This is a genomic window from Niallia sp. M35, assembly GCF_050971705.1.
In the GTDB taxonomy this organism is placed as follows: domain Bacteria; phylum Bacillota; class Bacilli; order Bacillales; family Cytobacillaceae; genus Niallia; species Niallia circulans_A.
Map to the genome: position 1 here is coordinate 43,431 of NZ_JBPCEP010000014.1, position 14,427 is coordinate 57,857.

The following is a 14,427-nucleotide window of genomic DNA, read 5'->3' on the forward strand; positions in this document are numbered from 1 at the left end:
TTTTTATTAGGAATACGAGTAATTCTTTTTGTCTGCATTTCCAGCATTATTGTATTCAACATTAGTTAAGGACAGCCAAATGAAAGAAACATGAGATAATACAGCTAAAATAATAAATACAATCTTTTTCCATGTTTCTATGTCTCTCAATAATTAGTATTATCTTCGTTTTATTATACCCTTTTGGATCATAAGCTCCCTTTATAAGCAAGTATCATATGTTCAGGATCTTACAGCGAAAGCCGAACTATATCAAAAGTGTTTCTGCAGCTTTGATTTAGAGAACAAATACATTGTCATACCAAATAACATTCCACCTAAAAGCCAGATTAATACGTTCCACCACTCAAGGTTTAATTCACCTGTTGACAAATACGGAAATACATATTCCATCAAAATTAACATACTTAAGCCCCATTGAATGCCAGCTAGGAATGACGTTTTTTTCAATTGCTTTTTCTTTTCTTCGTACTCTTCTATAGAAGCACAATCCGTTTCATCAAGCTGCTTTTTTCTTATTTTTATAAGTGTCAAAATTGCATAAATCATATTAACAATGAAAAGCGAAGGAGTTGCAAATGAAAGTGTATGATGAATTGTGTCGATAATGAGACTAATAATCATTAATAGTGTAGTCAAATACCACAGCATAATTCCAGAAAAGGCTAATTCTTTATGGATTTCATAGAGCTGGTATTCATCTCGATCATCATAAACCCCTATAAAACGATTAAGTATCTTATTCCTCATTAGTATTATCCTCCCAAAATAGTGTATTAAGGTCTGTGTTAAGCTCCTTGGCTAAGGAAATACATAAAGACAAAGAGGGATTATATTTATCATTCTCAATTAAATTAATGGTCTGTCTTGCTACACCTACTTTCTTAGCGAGTTCAATTTGGGTTAAACTGCAATGTTTCCTATACTCTTTGACCCTGTTCAAGTTAGACATCCTTTCACGAAGACCTATAAGTACATTATATATGACATTTTGATAAAATGTCAATTATACATGACATTTTTTCATAGACTAGTTATCCCAACTAAAAAGAGAGTGGGACATAACAAAATAATTAATGGATAAAGACGAACAATCTCTAAATTAGTAGGGAAACCAATTCGTTCCATTACGCTACAGACACTCCCTTTCCGCGGGGAGCAACCTAAGCCTCCTCGGCTTCAAGCCTGTGGGGTCTTAGGCTTTGCTCTACTTCCCGCAGGAGTTGAGTGTCCTCCGCTCCATTTCACTCCGTTTTTAAAGATTATTTAGTTCCAGCATTTTTTTCAAAAGAAAATAAAACGGAGCAGACTGAATACACGGAGACTCCTATGGGAGCTGCGAGAAAGTCCAAGACCCCGCTGGAACGTAGTGACGAGGAGGCTTGGCGCTCGCCCCATGGAAAGCGCAGTGTATTCAGTCTGCGTGCGATTACCACAAAACTTCTTTCTTAAAATAAATAAAAAAACCAAACAATTATACGAATTTTTTTTAGTGTGTACGTATAATTGTTCGAGATTAAATTTAATTGAAATACTTATGTCCCAGTCTCTTTATTTCTTTTTATTTTACAAACTTGCTCCATTTTCTACACAATAAACAGCTTAAGAACCACATTAATAACTGGAACTTTTGAAAAAAGCAAGCCGCAATCAATTAATTTGTTATCAAGAGATTTAAAACTATAACTTTATCAAATTTAATCAAGTTATTCTCTCATTCCTTTCATTAGGTCTAATCTTGTTGCCCATAGTGCGGGAATTAAGACGGCTCCTAAACCAATCAAAGGTGATAATAAAAATAATCCCAACAGAAGTTTTGGTAATACTGCAAATGTATTGGCATCCAAGCCTTGAATGAAGCAATATGTCGATAAAGTAGATAATCCAATCGCTAATACACCAGCTGTTGTTGTTAGTAATGCGCCTTCCATTAGTAATAATGAAAGTAACCTCTTCTTAGTACTCCCCAATACTCGCAACATACTAAGTTCTTTCAGTCTTTCCTTAATACTGCTGGCAGTACTGTTCATTAACCCAATAACAGTAAATATAATCATCATGGCTACTGCCAAGTAAAGAAGGAATACTCGTTGAAGGAACTGCTGCTCCAACTCTGCCAACTCTTCAGCACGGCTATAGAGAATTGTATTGGAATATGCAGGATCCTGTAATAAGGATTGAATCAACTTAACTTTTTCTTTCTTATCTCCATGCAGAATGTTCATTTCTACCTGATAAAGTGTGTCAATCCCAAACATTGCTTTCATATTTTCTCTAGTTGTAAAAAAATGATAGTCAGCATCCCCAATATGCTCGGTATCAGTAATAATTCCTTCTACTACAAACTCTTTTTCATCTAACTCATTAAAATCCTCTGACACATTCACTATAATAGTATCTCCTATATTAAATCCATACTCCTCAGCCGTTTGTTCTGTTAGCATAACGCCATTTTCACTCATCTCTTCTGGAGTTGATAAACCATCAGTCTTAATACTACCAGAATCAAAACTATGTTGAAGGTCTGTTCCACTAATGCCTAATACTACTTCAGACAATTCCCTTTTATTTGGAGGGAGATTTTCTATTAAGAAAACCACTTCATTCGTATAGTAAAATGCTTCTAGATCAGGATCTTTCTCCACTTTTTCATAGAAAGAGTACGGAAATCCTTCTGCTAATTCTGAAGCAACGGAAATTACTCTCAAATCGTTTGGATTGTTCTCTTTTATCATATCAGTCGTTTCATCTTTTATAGTAGTTAAAATAACCATTCCAATTACCGTAATGACAATACCAATTGTAAAAATGGCTGAAAGCTGTACATTCCTGTTTAATTGCCTTAATAAATTTCGAGCGGCTAATAGAAATTCTACTGGTATCCTAATAAACTTAGCAATCCAATCTAACAATTTAACACTGAAAGCAAACATAAGCGGTATACTCGTAAACGCACAAACAATGAATAACACTCCGTTTATCACAAACATTGATTTGCTCTGTATGAAGTAAACATTTATCAAATAGGCAACAGCAGTAACCAAGCTAATAGCTATACTTATTACGGTATATCTTTTGGATAAAGCCTGAACTTTGCTTGAACCACGATAAGCAACTACCGGCGGTGCTAAACTTGCTTGATAAGCAGGAACAAGTGAAGAAAATAAAATGACAAGGCTAAATATTCCTAAATTCATTAACAAGTCAGACCATGGGAAGATAATCACACCTTGCCCGACATTCATTCTATCTATAAAGAAATCGAGTGCTCCTACAGGAAGCAAAATCCCAATAATTAATCCTGCGACTAAAGATATGAATCCTAATATCAAGGATTCAATCAGTACAAGACAGTAGATATGCTTTCTTTCAAAACCTAATATTCTTAATGTCGCCAATTCCTTTTGCTTCTCTTGAACTGACATACGCATCGTACTAATGATAATTAAAGCACTAACTAGATAAATGGCAATGTTGAGACCTTGAATAACTGGACCAATCCCGCCGATATTTTCTCGCTCCTTATCGATTTCACTGCGTGAGTCGATAAAAAACTCTGGATTTATTTGACGTAATTGATTAATGACCATTTGCTTATTTTCATGATTGTCCAATTGGATAATCACTGCCGTCGTATGATTCTTTTTAGAAGTTGCTTCTTGAAGCCATTCATAATCAAAAATAGCCATATTACTTAGTGCTTGATTATCAACAGTAAATCCAGAGATAGTCACTTCTTTCGTACCATTAGGAGGAAATTTCATTTCCACAGTTGAGCCTATTTCTAATTGATGTTGTTTCGCATATTGGGAAGAAACCAATACTTCCTCTTTTTGGGGAAATGCACCTTTTGCTAGTGAGACAACCGGATATTCAAATGCTAATTCTTCATTCTCAAAACCTGCATATATTGGTTCCCCCAACATATTCATTTCCGACTCTTTGTCTAAATATGGATATAGAAAGCGAGTAGTTTTCTCAACAGATTCTAGATTTTTCATTTCTTCTATTTCACCTGCTGAAACAGATTTCTCTGCCGTCTGATATCCTACTACTAAATCATAGTCTCCATATTGTTCCTTAATTGCTATTTCATTGGATGCTTCAATACTAGCAATTAATACTTGTATAGCAATAATTAAGGCAACACCTAATGTCACACCAATAATCAAAAAAAGATGTCTCGTTTTATGGAATAACAAGAATTTCCCTGCTGCTTTACATAATTGCTTCATACACCTAAACCCTCTACTTTCGAGGAGATAATTCTTATTTTCTCCTGACATTCTAGATTCGTGTTAGCTAATGAAAGCACATCCGCAATTTTCCCATCACTCATAAAAACTACACGATCTGCATAGGCCGCAACAGTTGGATCATGTGTTACCAGCACGATAGTATGATGTAAGGTATGACTAAATCTTTGCAGGATTGCCATCATTTCTTTTGATGTTTTTGAATCAAGACTTCCTGTAGGTTCATCTGCCAGAATCAAGTCAGGTTCATTTATTAGTGCTCTGGCAATTGCTACCCTTTGTTGTTGACCACCTGACAACAGGGTTGGTTTAGAATGGATAAATGAGCCTAATCCGACTAAACGTAATATATCAATGGCTTTTTTCTCTATGTCTCCTTTTTTGTGTTGCTTTAGCATACCTGGCAAGGTAACATTCTCTAATACTGATAACACAGGGATTAAATGGAAAAATTGAAAAATAAACCCTATTTTTTCACTTCGTAAGCGTGTCAATTGATAATCGGAATATCCTTTTATATTTTCACCACTTATAAGAACCTCCCCTTCATCGTAAGTGTCCAGCCCAGATATCATATTTAACAATGTCGATTTTCCTGAACCACTTGTTCCCATTATTGCAACAAATTCCCCCTTTTCAACCTCTAAATTTATTTGCTCAAGAGCTCTTATTTCACTTAGACCATGTCCATATTTTTTTGATAGTCTGTTGACTTCTAGAACTTTCATTGTGAATCCCTCCTTCATTCCCATTATAATTAGGCAATATAAAGGCAGGATCAGAGATTTATCAAGATTCTATCAAGAAACATTCATTTACTATCAAAATAAAATAGTTACCTGCGTTTACTCGAAAAAAAATAGTTACCTGCGTTTACTCGAAAAAAAAGAATCGACAATGGATAGATAGTTCTTTCCATTGTCGATTCTTTTTTGTTTGAGGAAGTATATTATGCTGAACCATTAATAGGGATCCGTACAATCACTTTTGCTCCTTTTTTCTTATCATTAGTCGCTTTAATAATCCCTTCATGTTTTTGAATGATTACATGTGTAATGGTTAACCCTAGTCCCATCCTTTGATTTGGACCACTTCTTGCAGATTCTCCTCTATATAATGGTTTAAATACATAATCCAATTCACTTTCAACGAAACCTTCTCCATTATCTACAATTACGGTCTCTACATAGCCTTTATCCTCTTTTATTATAACCTCGATTGTTCCATTTTCTGGGCTGTGGCGGATGCTATTAGCCAATATATTTTCAAAAGCTCTTTTCAGCAATGAAAAGTCACCACTAATTTGCTTATTCGTTACAATATTTACTTCAACCATTATATTTTTTTGAGCCAAGCTATAATACAACAGTTCTTTCACATCAGATATTATATCTAGCATAGTGAAAGTGGTTATTTTTCCCAGCTTAATTTGTCCTTCAATTTTAGAATAATCAGCCAATGATGAAACTAATTCATTCAAATGATCAGCTTGTTTCAAACACATTTCAACATATTGTATTTTCTTTTTTTCTTTTGTAATAATCCCTTTCTGTAATCCTTCCAAGAAACCTCTTAACGAAAAAATAGGTGTTCTCAAATCATGAACAATAGAAGAAACAAATAGTTTTCTTTCCTCCTCCAACTGTTTATTTTTCTGCTTTGCTAATTCAAGTTTATGCGCCATCTTCATAAAAGCTTCTGTACTATTGTTCACTTCTTTAATTCTGGAAGCTGGCAAAGTAACATGATAATTTTCATTAGAGATTTGTTGAGAAGAACGATTAAGAGCAGACAATGGCTTAATCAAATTTTTATGAAAGAAGATGATAATCAAACCAGCAACAATTGTAATTATCCCAGTTAATATTGCGAGATCATAATTTGGATGGTTATTAATCACTGCCTGATCCGATATTGGGTAACTAATATATACAGAAGCTATTAGTGAATCTTCAGCATATATATTATATTGATCAAAACCACCAAAATCATATTGTTCATATCTTACGCCTGTTGTTTGATCATCCTTTTTATCAATTAATGCATTTCTGGATTCTACTATTCCTTTTGTATAGGTTATTTCCCCTTCTCGATTAATAATAAATAATTCTACATTATCTTCCTCCGCTTTATGGATTAACTGCTCTCGCCAATCTTCTTCAAAGAATACTCTGCCATCCATATCCAAAACATTTTTCTCTATCCACTCGTTCCTCTCATAGGTTATATCATCAAATTGAGAGTGGTTATCTATCACTTTATGGAAAATTAACTTTGTTATTGATACTGGAACAAAAAAAATGACGAGAAAGCTAATAAAAATCAATAACTTAAAACTTATTTTATGCATATTTACGTTATCATCCTTTTTGTAATAGATAACCAACTGATCTAATCGTTTTTATTTCCGGAATAGAAGAAAAAACAGCTAGTTTTTCCCTTAAATTAGCAACATGAACGCGGACACTGTGATACCCTGTAAATTCATCATGCCAAATTCTTGCAATTATTTGTTCATAGGATAATACAATTCCTTCATTCTCCATAAAATATTCTAATAAATTAAACTCAATGGCTGTAAGGTCCACTTCTTGTGTACCAACTGTTACTGACCTTGTGTTTTTGTTTAATATTAGATTGCCGATGGAAAGTATCTTTTTTTCCCCTAAGCCACGCTCTCTTGTAAGACTCATTCTTCTTTCAACAGCTTTAATCCTAGCTACTATTTCACTAGGACTAGCGGATTTAACAATATAATCATCTGCTCCAAGTGTAAGACCTCTAATTTTATCAGTATCTGTTTCATATGCACTTAAAAATAGAATAGGGATATCAGATTCTTTGCGAATGTTTTTACAAAAACTAAATCCATCCATCCCTGGCATCATAACGTCTAGAAGAATACAATCTATTTTTGTTTGATGTAATATATCACTCGCTTCATTCGTATTTTTTGCACTATAGACTTGATAGTTTTCTATTTCAAGAAAATCTGTCATCAATAGGATAATTTCCTCATGATCATCCACGATTAAAATGTTGTTGAAAGTCAATTCAGCCACTCCTCCATCTATCAACAGATCACCGTCCATTAATTTCCATATTTACCTATTATAATTTGAGTCTATATTTTGCTATAGTGATTGTCAATGCAATGTTTTTAAAAGTAGGATGATCCTTTGGTACCATATACTTCCTATTAAATTTAGAAGGTATTAATCTTTCAAATACTTTTTTACCAATCTCCCATACAAAGATTTATATCTTTTCCAACCTCTGAATTTATCAACAAGGAAAAATTTTTATATTCATTCTAGCTAACTTCTAAATTCCCTTCTACATCAACCACGATTGTGTGATGTTGAGAGGTGATAATTTCCAGAGGGAATACAGCTGAAATTTTATTAGAGAAGAACCATTCTCTTCCTGGTTTATTAAGGATTAAGAAGATGCCTTTTGATTTTTCTCCCATAAAGTTGATGGATGTTAGATCTAAAGGTTGATTATCCCGTTCATTAATTCCCACTTTCATCAATCTTTTCCCTGCGGCTGCTACATCACTGACCGTTACCCCTATCTCGCTGATGTTTATGACACTTTCACTAGAAAAAGGAGCCTCATCTTGTTCGGAAATAGAGTTCCTTGAAATAAACTCTACTATATTTCCAGAAGGATCATAAAAATAGAGAGAATGAGCTTGGAAATTGGAAAAATACACTTCATCTTCTCCCTCATCATTAACATTTAATGCAACCCTTTCTTTTACCCATGACTTTGCTTCTGCAAATTTATTAGCAAAAATGTTAAAAGCAAAGTGGTAATATGGATTACCCAATACATTTTCTGATGTAAATTTCAATTTGCTTGAACCCGCTTTAATGCAAAAGCTATGACTATCTTCCTTAATCAATGGAAATCCAAGAGTCTCTACATAAAAACTCTTCATTTCTTTGATATTATTCGTTTGCAGAGTTAGCAGTTTTACTTCCATTATCTATATCCCCACTTTCGTTAATATTTCTAATACTCCGTTAATTCTAATATATATCATCCTTAGTAGTCTAAAGTATTGCTTACACTTCAATAAAAATTAGAGAGTCTCCTCTAATTTCTTAATATTTGAGTGGGAAATTAAATACACCTCACCTAAAATGTCCACTTTATCTTCCTTTACTCGTACAGCACAATCTTTATTCGATGCATAAATGTCAATTTCCTCTGATAAAGGAGATAGTTCTTTTTGAACCAATGCAAGGTTATTTTCTAGGTCAAAATGAGACAGAATCGAAAAATTGCCAAGACTAATTCCATCATATACAGTGCTTATTTCCACTTCATAGCCAAAATGTTTTGAGCATAACCATTTTGCGGACATATTGATTGCACCAGCGCTTGCCCCCATTACAACAGCCTTGCTTTTTCGAATCAAATCAAACAGTTCATATTCCTGCAAAAAACTATTTAAGTTAAGTGTATCTCCACCCAACAAGAATATAACGGAAGCATTTTCGATTAGAGCATGTGCATCTTTTTTCGGAATACTATAATTAATTTTACATTATATTTTGAGGACATAGCCAAAAGGATAAAGATTTTTAAATACGCTATTACTATACGATATTCCTTTGAACACATAAGAAAGGGTTGTGCTACAACCTCTAGATCAAGTTCTAAATCTATCATTCTTTCATTTCTTTTGAATAAAAAAAACCGAACTATTATACGAAATTCCCACTAACATTTCCGTATAATAGTTCGGGTTTATATTTGCTTACATACCTATTCGAATACTAAATGAAAAGAACTGCTATACATTTTTAAGCAATTCTCTATGAAATTTTATATTTTAAATTGCTTTATCTTATCTTGTAAATCGGAAGCTAATTGTGCTAATGATGTAGAAGAAGCTGCTATTTCTTGCATGGATGCAACCTGTTCTTCGGTTGCAGCAGATACATTTTCTGTACTTGCTGCTGCTTCACTTGCCATCGAATTCACTTCCAAAATCGAACCATTGATTGTATTCGTATGTTCTTTTAATTGATCAAGCGATTGACTTACTTCCTCTACTAATATAACTAGTTCTTGTACAGAATGTTCGATTCTATGGAATGATTCTCCTGCATCTTGGACAATTGTTATTCCTGCATCTACATCATTTGCAGCAGTTGTCATCGATAAGGAAGTATTCTTAGAATCAATTTGAATTTGGCTGATGAGACCAGTAATTTGCTCAGCCGATCCAGCAGTTTGTTCCGCTAATTTCCTTACCTCATCCGCTACAACAGCAAAACCTTTTCCTTGTTCTCCAGCTCTTGCCGCTTCAATGGCTGCATTTAATGCTAATAAATTGGTTTGGGAAGAAATGTCCGATATTACCATAGTAATATCTCCTATTTGATTTATTCTAGTTTCTAATGTAGCTATTGATTCAGCAAGCGTCACCACATTATTATTAATGGATTTCATTTGTGTCGTTACTTCTGAAATACGTTTTGCACCCTCATGCGATACATCCGCTGTTTGCTCTGCTGTTTCTGCCACTTTTTTTGCACGCACTGTTATATGTCCAGTCGTTTCATTTACATTACGGATACCAGCTGAGCTTGATTCCATCAATCTCATTTGTGTTTCAGACCCTTCTGCAAGCTGCTGGATTGTTTCAGAAATATGTTCACTTGCTTTGCTGCTTTCTTCTGAACTGGAACTCAATTGTTCCGATGATGAAGCGAGATGATGGGACGTTTCCGATAACATTTCGATAAGCGCCTTCATACCATCCGCCATCCTATTATAACTATCGGATAGAGAACCTACTTCATCCTTTGCCTTATAACTTGATCTTGCAGAGAAATCTCCTTGTCCTCCTCTTTCCATTAAAATCTGTAGACGTTTAATTGGGCTAACAATCATTGCGGAAATATAGAGACCTAATAATACAGCAAGTACAACAGCAACAAATATAACTCCCCAAGAAATATATATCATTTTCATATAATACTTGTTATTTTCATTTGATATCTGTTCTGCATTTTCCTCATTTGCTGTTTGGAGTTTATCCAATTGGCTATTAATAATATTTCTCTTCGATTCAAGATTTTTCGTATAAAGATTATAGGCAGAGTCATTTAAATTATTGTTTGCTAATGATATCACTTCATCTTGAAGACTTCTAAAGCCTGTATAGGCATCTTTAAAAATTTTATATTCATCCTCTTCTTTTTTGGAAAGCGAAATAGCATCTAACTTTTTGACATATTTATCCGATTCTTCCGAATTCTTTTTAATAGTCTCTAATAACTCTTCATTTCTCTTTTTATCCTCTGTTATCATTAGCTCTATAACTAAGCTATCGTTCGTGCGGCGATAGTTTTGGATCTTTGCTATGTAAGTATTAGGTAATAGATTTTCTTCATACATTTCTTTGGAACTTTTCGCCATCTCTTTTATTCCATACATTCCAAATAATCCGATCAGCACCAGTCCAATAGTACTAAACATAATGATAATCAATATTTTTTTAGAAATATTGATATTTTGTAAAAATTTCATTGAAGCTACCTCTTTTCATTGATCTAATCCTTATATCATATCGACAAGTATCGACAATACTTTAGCCTAAAAATAAAAATATTTATTGCTGTTTAGGATAATCAAACAAAACATAGGAAGATAGACTCAAAGAAAACACAAAAAGCGAATTTTGCTACAATCTATCATTACAGACAGTTTGTTTAGCAAAATTCGCTTCTTTTTTTACCAGTGTTCTTTAATAAACACATCTCTTCCTGACTTTTCTCTATCCTCTTTATAATGCTGCTTATTCTTCTTATGATAATCTTGATGATAGTCCTCTGCTGGATAGAAGATAGCTGCTGGTTCAATTAATGTAACAATGGGCTTGCTAAATTTTCCGCTTGCCGCCATAGCTTGTTTTGATTTCTCTGCAAGTTCTTTTTGCTTATCATTATGATAAAAAATAGCTGTTCGATACTGTGGCCCACGATCATGAAATTGGCCATCTGGATCTGTCGGATCAATTTGCTGCCAATATAACTCTAATAAACGTTCATATGGAAAGACTTCAGGATCATATGTGATTTCCACTACTTCAAAATGTCCTGTCGTTCCAGTTTTCACCTGTTCATAAGTTGGATTTTCCACATGTCCCCCGCTATAACCTGAAACAATACCGCCAATACCTGGCTGTTCTTCAAATGGGGATACCATGCACCAAAAACATCCACCTGCAAAAGTTGCTTTTTCCATTTTATCTCATCTCCCTATAGGTTCGAACTTATCATTTATTTTATCAAAAATTAGTGATAATCCTTTTATTAGATAAAAATTAGTATATAATACTTTGTACAAAGATACTATTTTTTTAAACTTAAGAAAGAGAAATCACTATCGTCATACTACATCTAACAATGCTTCATTTAACCTCTTCCTTTATTATTTATAGACCCATTCACTTCAGAAAAAACGCTAATCAAACTTAAAATGGACTGTTTATAGTGTTTAGGCTATCTTTGTTTCCAAGTCTTTTTTAAACTTGAATATTGAAATAAAGAAAGAAGAAGTAGTAACACACCTAAAAAGATAAAGATGTAAGAGCTTGGTAGTATGCGACTTAATCCAATAAACATGCCTCCGACTGCCATACCAGAATAACGAATGAAATTAAACAAACCTAAAGCAGCACCACGGTTTTCATTATATTCATTACTGATAACCGTTGAAAATAAGGGAGAAGCAAACCCTACTGTTATCCCATACATAAATAATAGAATACTTAACCCTATGATTGATTTCGTATGAAGTAAACCAAAAATTATAATGAGCAGAGGCATCAAAAAAAGAACAATCGTAAACAGTTTTCTCCACGATATTCTTATCTGCAATTTTTTGAAGAGCATACTCCCTAAAATCATACTTACTGTTAAAGGTAAATATAATAACCCGATATTTTGCAAGGATATATGATAATGGTCGTTGAGTAGTATCGGTAAAAATACGATAATAGCGAAGTAAATGAAAAAGATAAAAAAACTTACTGTTATCGTTATAAAACCTACTTTGTTGGAAAAGATAGCCTGATAGGTTTGAATAAAGTTTGGTGATATTCTCTGACTATATACTTTTTCACCACTATCAGGAAGTGTATATATAATAAACAGCAGCAAGACGATCGCAACAATAAAAAGAAATAGGAAAATCCCTGGATAACCAAAATGTTCTCCTAATATTCCTCCTAATATTGGGGCAACTGCGGGAGCAAGGGTGAGCAATATTTGATACGTACCCATGGCACTCCCTCTTTTCTCCCCTTCAAATAAGTGTGAAATCATATTTATTGCCACTAAAGGGACAATCCCTGCACCGATTGCTTGAACAATCCGAAAAATCATAAAGAGTATAAAATTGGTTACAAACGAACAGGCAATCGTTGAAATAGCAATGAAAATAAAACTAAGTATTAATAAATGTTTTTGATTTTTCGTATCTATCATAGTCCCTAAAATAATTTGAATCAGTGCTATGATAAAAATAAAACTACTAACAGTAAAATTCACCCAACTGATAGAAACATTAAAGGAATCTCGAATAAGCGGAATCACCGGTGTATAAATATTTTGATTTAAAGAAACGAAAAAACTACTAATACTCAACAAATATAAAGATAACATTTTCGTTTGAGACATTTTTCGAGACATACATATTCTCCTTTTTAGACTTATTGAGACTTTATACTTTCCGTTATAGCATTTAAAAAGCGAATAATGATCTCTAATTCAGCTGGTTTAAATTCATTCAAAATACGCAAATAACGTTCCCTTGCCTGTTTATGTAGTTGTGCATGGATAAGAGCAAGCATTTCTCCTGATTTTGTTAGCAAGTAGTAAATTTCTTTTTTGTTATCTTCATCTTGTACCTTTTCTAAGATATGATGCTCTAATAATTTCCTGACAGCTTTTGTAATCGCTGGTTTAGATACATTTAAACTTTCAGATAATGTAGTATTATTTGCTCTTCCACTTTCTTTAATAGTTGCCACGATGTGTAATTGAGTCAGTGTCCAATCCGATATAATTGATTCTTCTTGGCTTATTTTCATCTGTTTTCTTATTTTATCAACAGCTTCTCTTTCCTTGATGAATTGTTCTAAAGCCTCTAGTGCTTCTGTGTTTTTGTCCATTTAAATCACCTCATCTTTTTGTTAACCAGTTAATTATTTGTAGTTTATATTAAGATTTTATCATAGTCAATATAAAATACATATTTCACAAAAAATAATTAACTGGTTAATATTTTTCTAGATTTACTGAAAACTCCATCGTGAACTGCTAGCTTATTTTGTGATACACCAGATTCTAATCGTTTTTCTTCTAATACTTATCCCAAAGAGTTGATTCATTTGTATTTTCCTTAAATCACACGCCAATCTTCTAAAACATAAAAATAGACACTTTGTTTTAAAGTGCCTCAGTTTGTAGACAAAAAGATATTTGTGAAGTAGAATTGCATTTTTATGCGTTGCTTGGAGTGGAGGGGGTGAGACTCCTGTGGGATTAGCGAGACAGTCTGAGACCCTGCAGGCTGAAAGCCGAAGCGGCTCAGCGCGAGCCCCACGGAAAGCGAACCCCCGGAGTGGAAAGTAACCCCCTGATTCAAAGAGGTTAATAAATATTCTTTAGTTAAACTTCTATTTCCAAAAATACAGGAGTTTGTCTACAGTCTGAGACACTTTGTTTTAAAGTGCCTATCTATTCCGTATTTAATTTTCACAATGGAAGGATTTTTCCTTTTCTAGATTATTTCAACATATCAAGATTCGTCCAAAAGTAGTAAAATAGTAGTTATATTACTTTTTCCTTGAAAGGTATTAGTACATTCAGTGTTTATACGGATAATCTAATTTTTTCACTTTTTATTATTAAAAGAAAAACTACTCATTAATAAGGAAAGATAAGATGAATACATTACTCATAAAAAAAATGATTCAAAAATCACTTAATCAATATCATTTGGAACCCGATTCACTCTCTCTTCATGATTATGAACGCTTAGCAGTCCATATTATCGCTTTAAAAAAACAACATCCTGTCCATGACCTTTATGATCTAGTTCAAGATGTTGTTTATAGTTATATTACGAATTCACTTTAGCT

At 33.4% G+C, this 14,427-nt stretch carries 12 protein-coding genes and 1 pseudogene; 1 reads left to right on the forward strand and 12 read right to left on the reverse strand.

Features of this window, described 5'->3' with window-relative positions:
* Window positions 1-252: 252 nt before the first annotated feature.
* The 12 genes and pseudogenes from NiCM35_RS19275 to NiCM35_RS19330 form a co-directional block, all read right to left on the reverse strand.
* Window positions 253-750 carry a DUF3278 domain-containing protein gene (locus NiCM35_RS19275; RefSeq protein WP_371473764.1) on the reverse strand — a complete coding sequence of 166 codons (498 nt, stop codon included), beginning with the start codon at window positions 748-750 and terminating at the stop codon, window positions 253-255.
* Window positions 740-943, reverse strand: a complete 204-nt coding sequence (locus NiCM35_RS19280) for a helix-turn-helix transcriptional regulator (RefSeq protein ID WP_163188100.1) — start codon at window positions 941-943, stop codon at window positions 740-742. Before NiCM35_RS19280 ends, NiCM35_RS19275 begins: the two co-directional genes overlap by 11 nt.
* 763 nt (window positions 944-1,706) lie before the next feature.
* Window positions 1,707-4,235, reverse strand: coding sequence for an FtsX-like permease family protein (locus tag NiCM35_RS19285; protein ID WP_433780574.1), 2,529 nt, complete (start codon window positions 4,233-4,235; stop codon window positions 1,707-1,709).
* On the reverse strand, window positions 4,232-4,984 hold the full coding sequence (locus NiCM35_RS19290; protein WP_433780576.1) for an ABC transporter ATP-binding protein: 753 nt from the start codon (window positions 4,982-4,984) through the stop codon (window positions 4,232-4,234). Before NiCM35_RS19290 ends, NiCM35_RS19285 begins: the two co-directional genes overlap by 4 nt.
* A gap of 221 nt (window positions 4,985-5,205) precedes the next feature.
* Entirely contained in the window at window positions 5,206-6,606 is a 1,401-nt protein-coding gene (locus NiCM35_RS19295) for a sensor histidine kinase (protein WP_433780578.1), read from the reverse strand.
* A 10-nt stretch (window positions 6,607-6,616) separates the two neighbouring features.
* Entirely contained in the window at window positions 6,617-7,309 is a 693-nt protein-coding gene (locus NiCM35_RS19300; RefSeq protein ID WP_433780580.1) for a response regulator transcription factor, read from the reverse strand.
* 260 nt (window positions 7,310-7,569) lie between these two features.
* Complete coding sequence (locus tag NiCM35_RS19305; RefSeq protein ID WP_433780581.1) at window positions 7,570-8,247, reverse strand: VOC family protein; 678 nt, start codon at window positions 8,245-8,247, stop codon at window positions 7,570-7,572.
* 99 nt (window positions 8,248-8,346) lie between these two features.
* Window positions 8,347-8,808, reverse strand: a pseudogene (locus NiCM35_RS19310) (Type 1 glutamine amidotransferase-like domain-containing protein); the annotation flags it as partial.
* A 287-nt stretch (window positions 8,809-9,095) separates the two neighbouring features.
* Window positions 9,096-10,808 (reverse strand): methyl-accepting chemotaxis protein, encoded by a 1,713-nt coding sequence (locus NiCM35_RS19315; RefSeq protein WP_433780583.1) that lies wholly within the window; start codon window positions 10,806-10,808, stop codon window positions 9,096-9,098.
* 204 nt (window positions 10,809-11,012) lie between these two features.
* Window positions 11,013-11,525 carry a peptide-methionine (S)-S-oxide reductase MsrA gene (gene msrA, locus NiCM35_RS19320; RefSeq protein ID WP_095332916.1) on the reverse strand — a complete coding sequence of 171 codons (513 nt, stop codon included), beginning with the start codon at window positions 11,523-11,525 and terminating at the stop codon, window positions 11,013-11,015.
* A gap of 257 nt (window positions 11,526-11,782) precedes the next feature.
* Window positions 11,783-12,973: an MFS transporter gene (locus NiCM35_RS19325; RefSeq protein WP_433780585.1), complete on the reverse strand. Its 1,191-nt coding sequence runs from the start codon at window positions 12,971-12,973 to the stop codon at window positions 11,783-11,785.
* 20 nt (window positions 12,974-12,993) lie between these two features.
* Window positions 12,994-13,455, reverse strand: a complete 462-nt coding sequence (locus NiCM35_RS19330; RefSeq protein WP_123257890.1) for a MarR family transcriptional regulator — start codon at window positions 13,453-13,455, stop codon at window positions 12,994-12,996.
* A 775-nt stretch (window positions 13,456-14,230) separates the two neighbouring features.
* Between NiCM35_RS19330 and NiCM35_RS19335 the strand changes: the two genes are divergently transcribed.
* Complete coding sequence (locus NiCM35_RS19335; protein ID WP_095332911.1) at window positions 14,231-14,425, forward strand: YqzH family protein; 195 nt, start codon at window positions 14,231-14,233, stop codon at window positions 14,423-14,425.
* Window positions 14,426-14,427 lie beyond the last annotated feature (2 nt).

Bases quoted from the DNA above. Each gene is read 5' to 3' on its own strand.
- NiCM35_RS19275 (WP_371473764.1), bottom strand. From the start codon at position 750: ATGAGGAATAAGATACTTAATCGTTTTATAGGGGTTTATGATGATCGA.
- NiCM35_RS19285 (WP_433780574.1), bottom strand. From the start codon at position 4,235: ATGAAGCAATTATGTAAAGCAGCAGGGAAATTCTTGTTATTCCATAAA.
- NiCM35_RS19290 (WP_433780576.1), bottom strand. From the start codon at position 4,984: ATGAAAGTTCTAGAAGTCAACAGACTATCAAAAAAATATGGACATGGT.
- NiCM35_RS19295 (WP_433780578.1), bottom strand. From the start codon at position 6,606: ATGCATAAAATAAGTTTTAAGTTATTGATTTTTATTAGCTTTCTCGTC.
- NiCM35_RS19305 (WP_433780581.1), bottom strand. From the start codon at position 8,247: ATGGAAGTAAAACTGCTAACTCTGCAAACGAATAATATCAAAGAAATG.
- NiCM35_RS19315 (WP_433780583.1), bottom strand. From the start codon at position 10,808: ATGAAATTTTTACAAAATATCAATATTTCTAAAAAAATATTGATTATC.
- msrA (WP_095332916.1), bottom strand. From the start codon at position 11,525: ATGGAAAAAGCAACTTTTGCAGGTGGATGTTTTTGGTGCATGGTATCC.
- NiCM35_RS19325 (WP_433780585.1), bottom strand. From the start codon at position 12,973: ATGTCTCGAAAAATGTCTCAAACGAAAATGTTATCTTTATATTTGTTG.
- NiCM35_RS19330 (WP_123257890.1), bottom strand. From the start codon at position 13,455: ATGGACAAAAACACAGAAGCACTAGAGGCTTTAGAACAATTCATCAAG.
- NiCM35_RS19335 (WP_095332911.1), top strand. From the start codon at position 14,231: ATGAATACATTACTCATAAAAAAAATGATTCAAAAATCACTTAATCAA.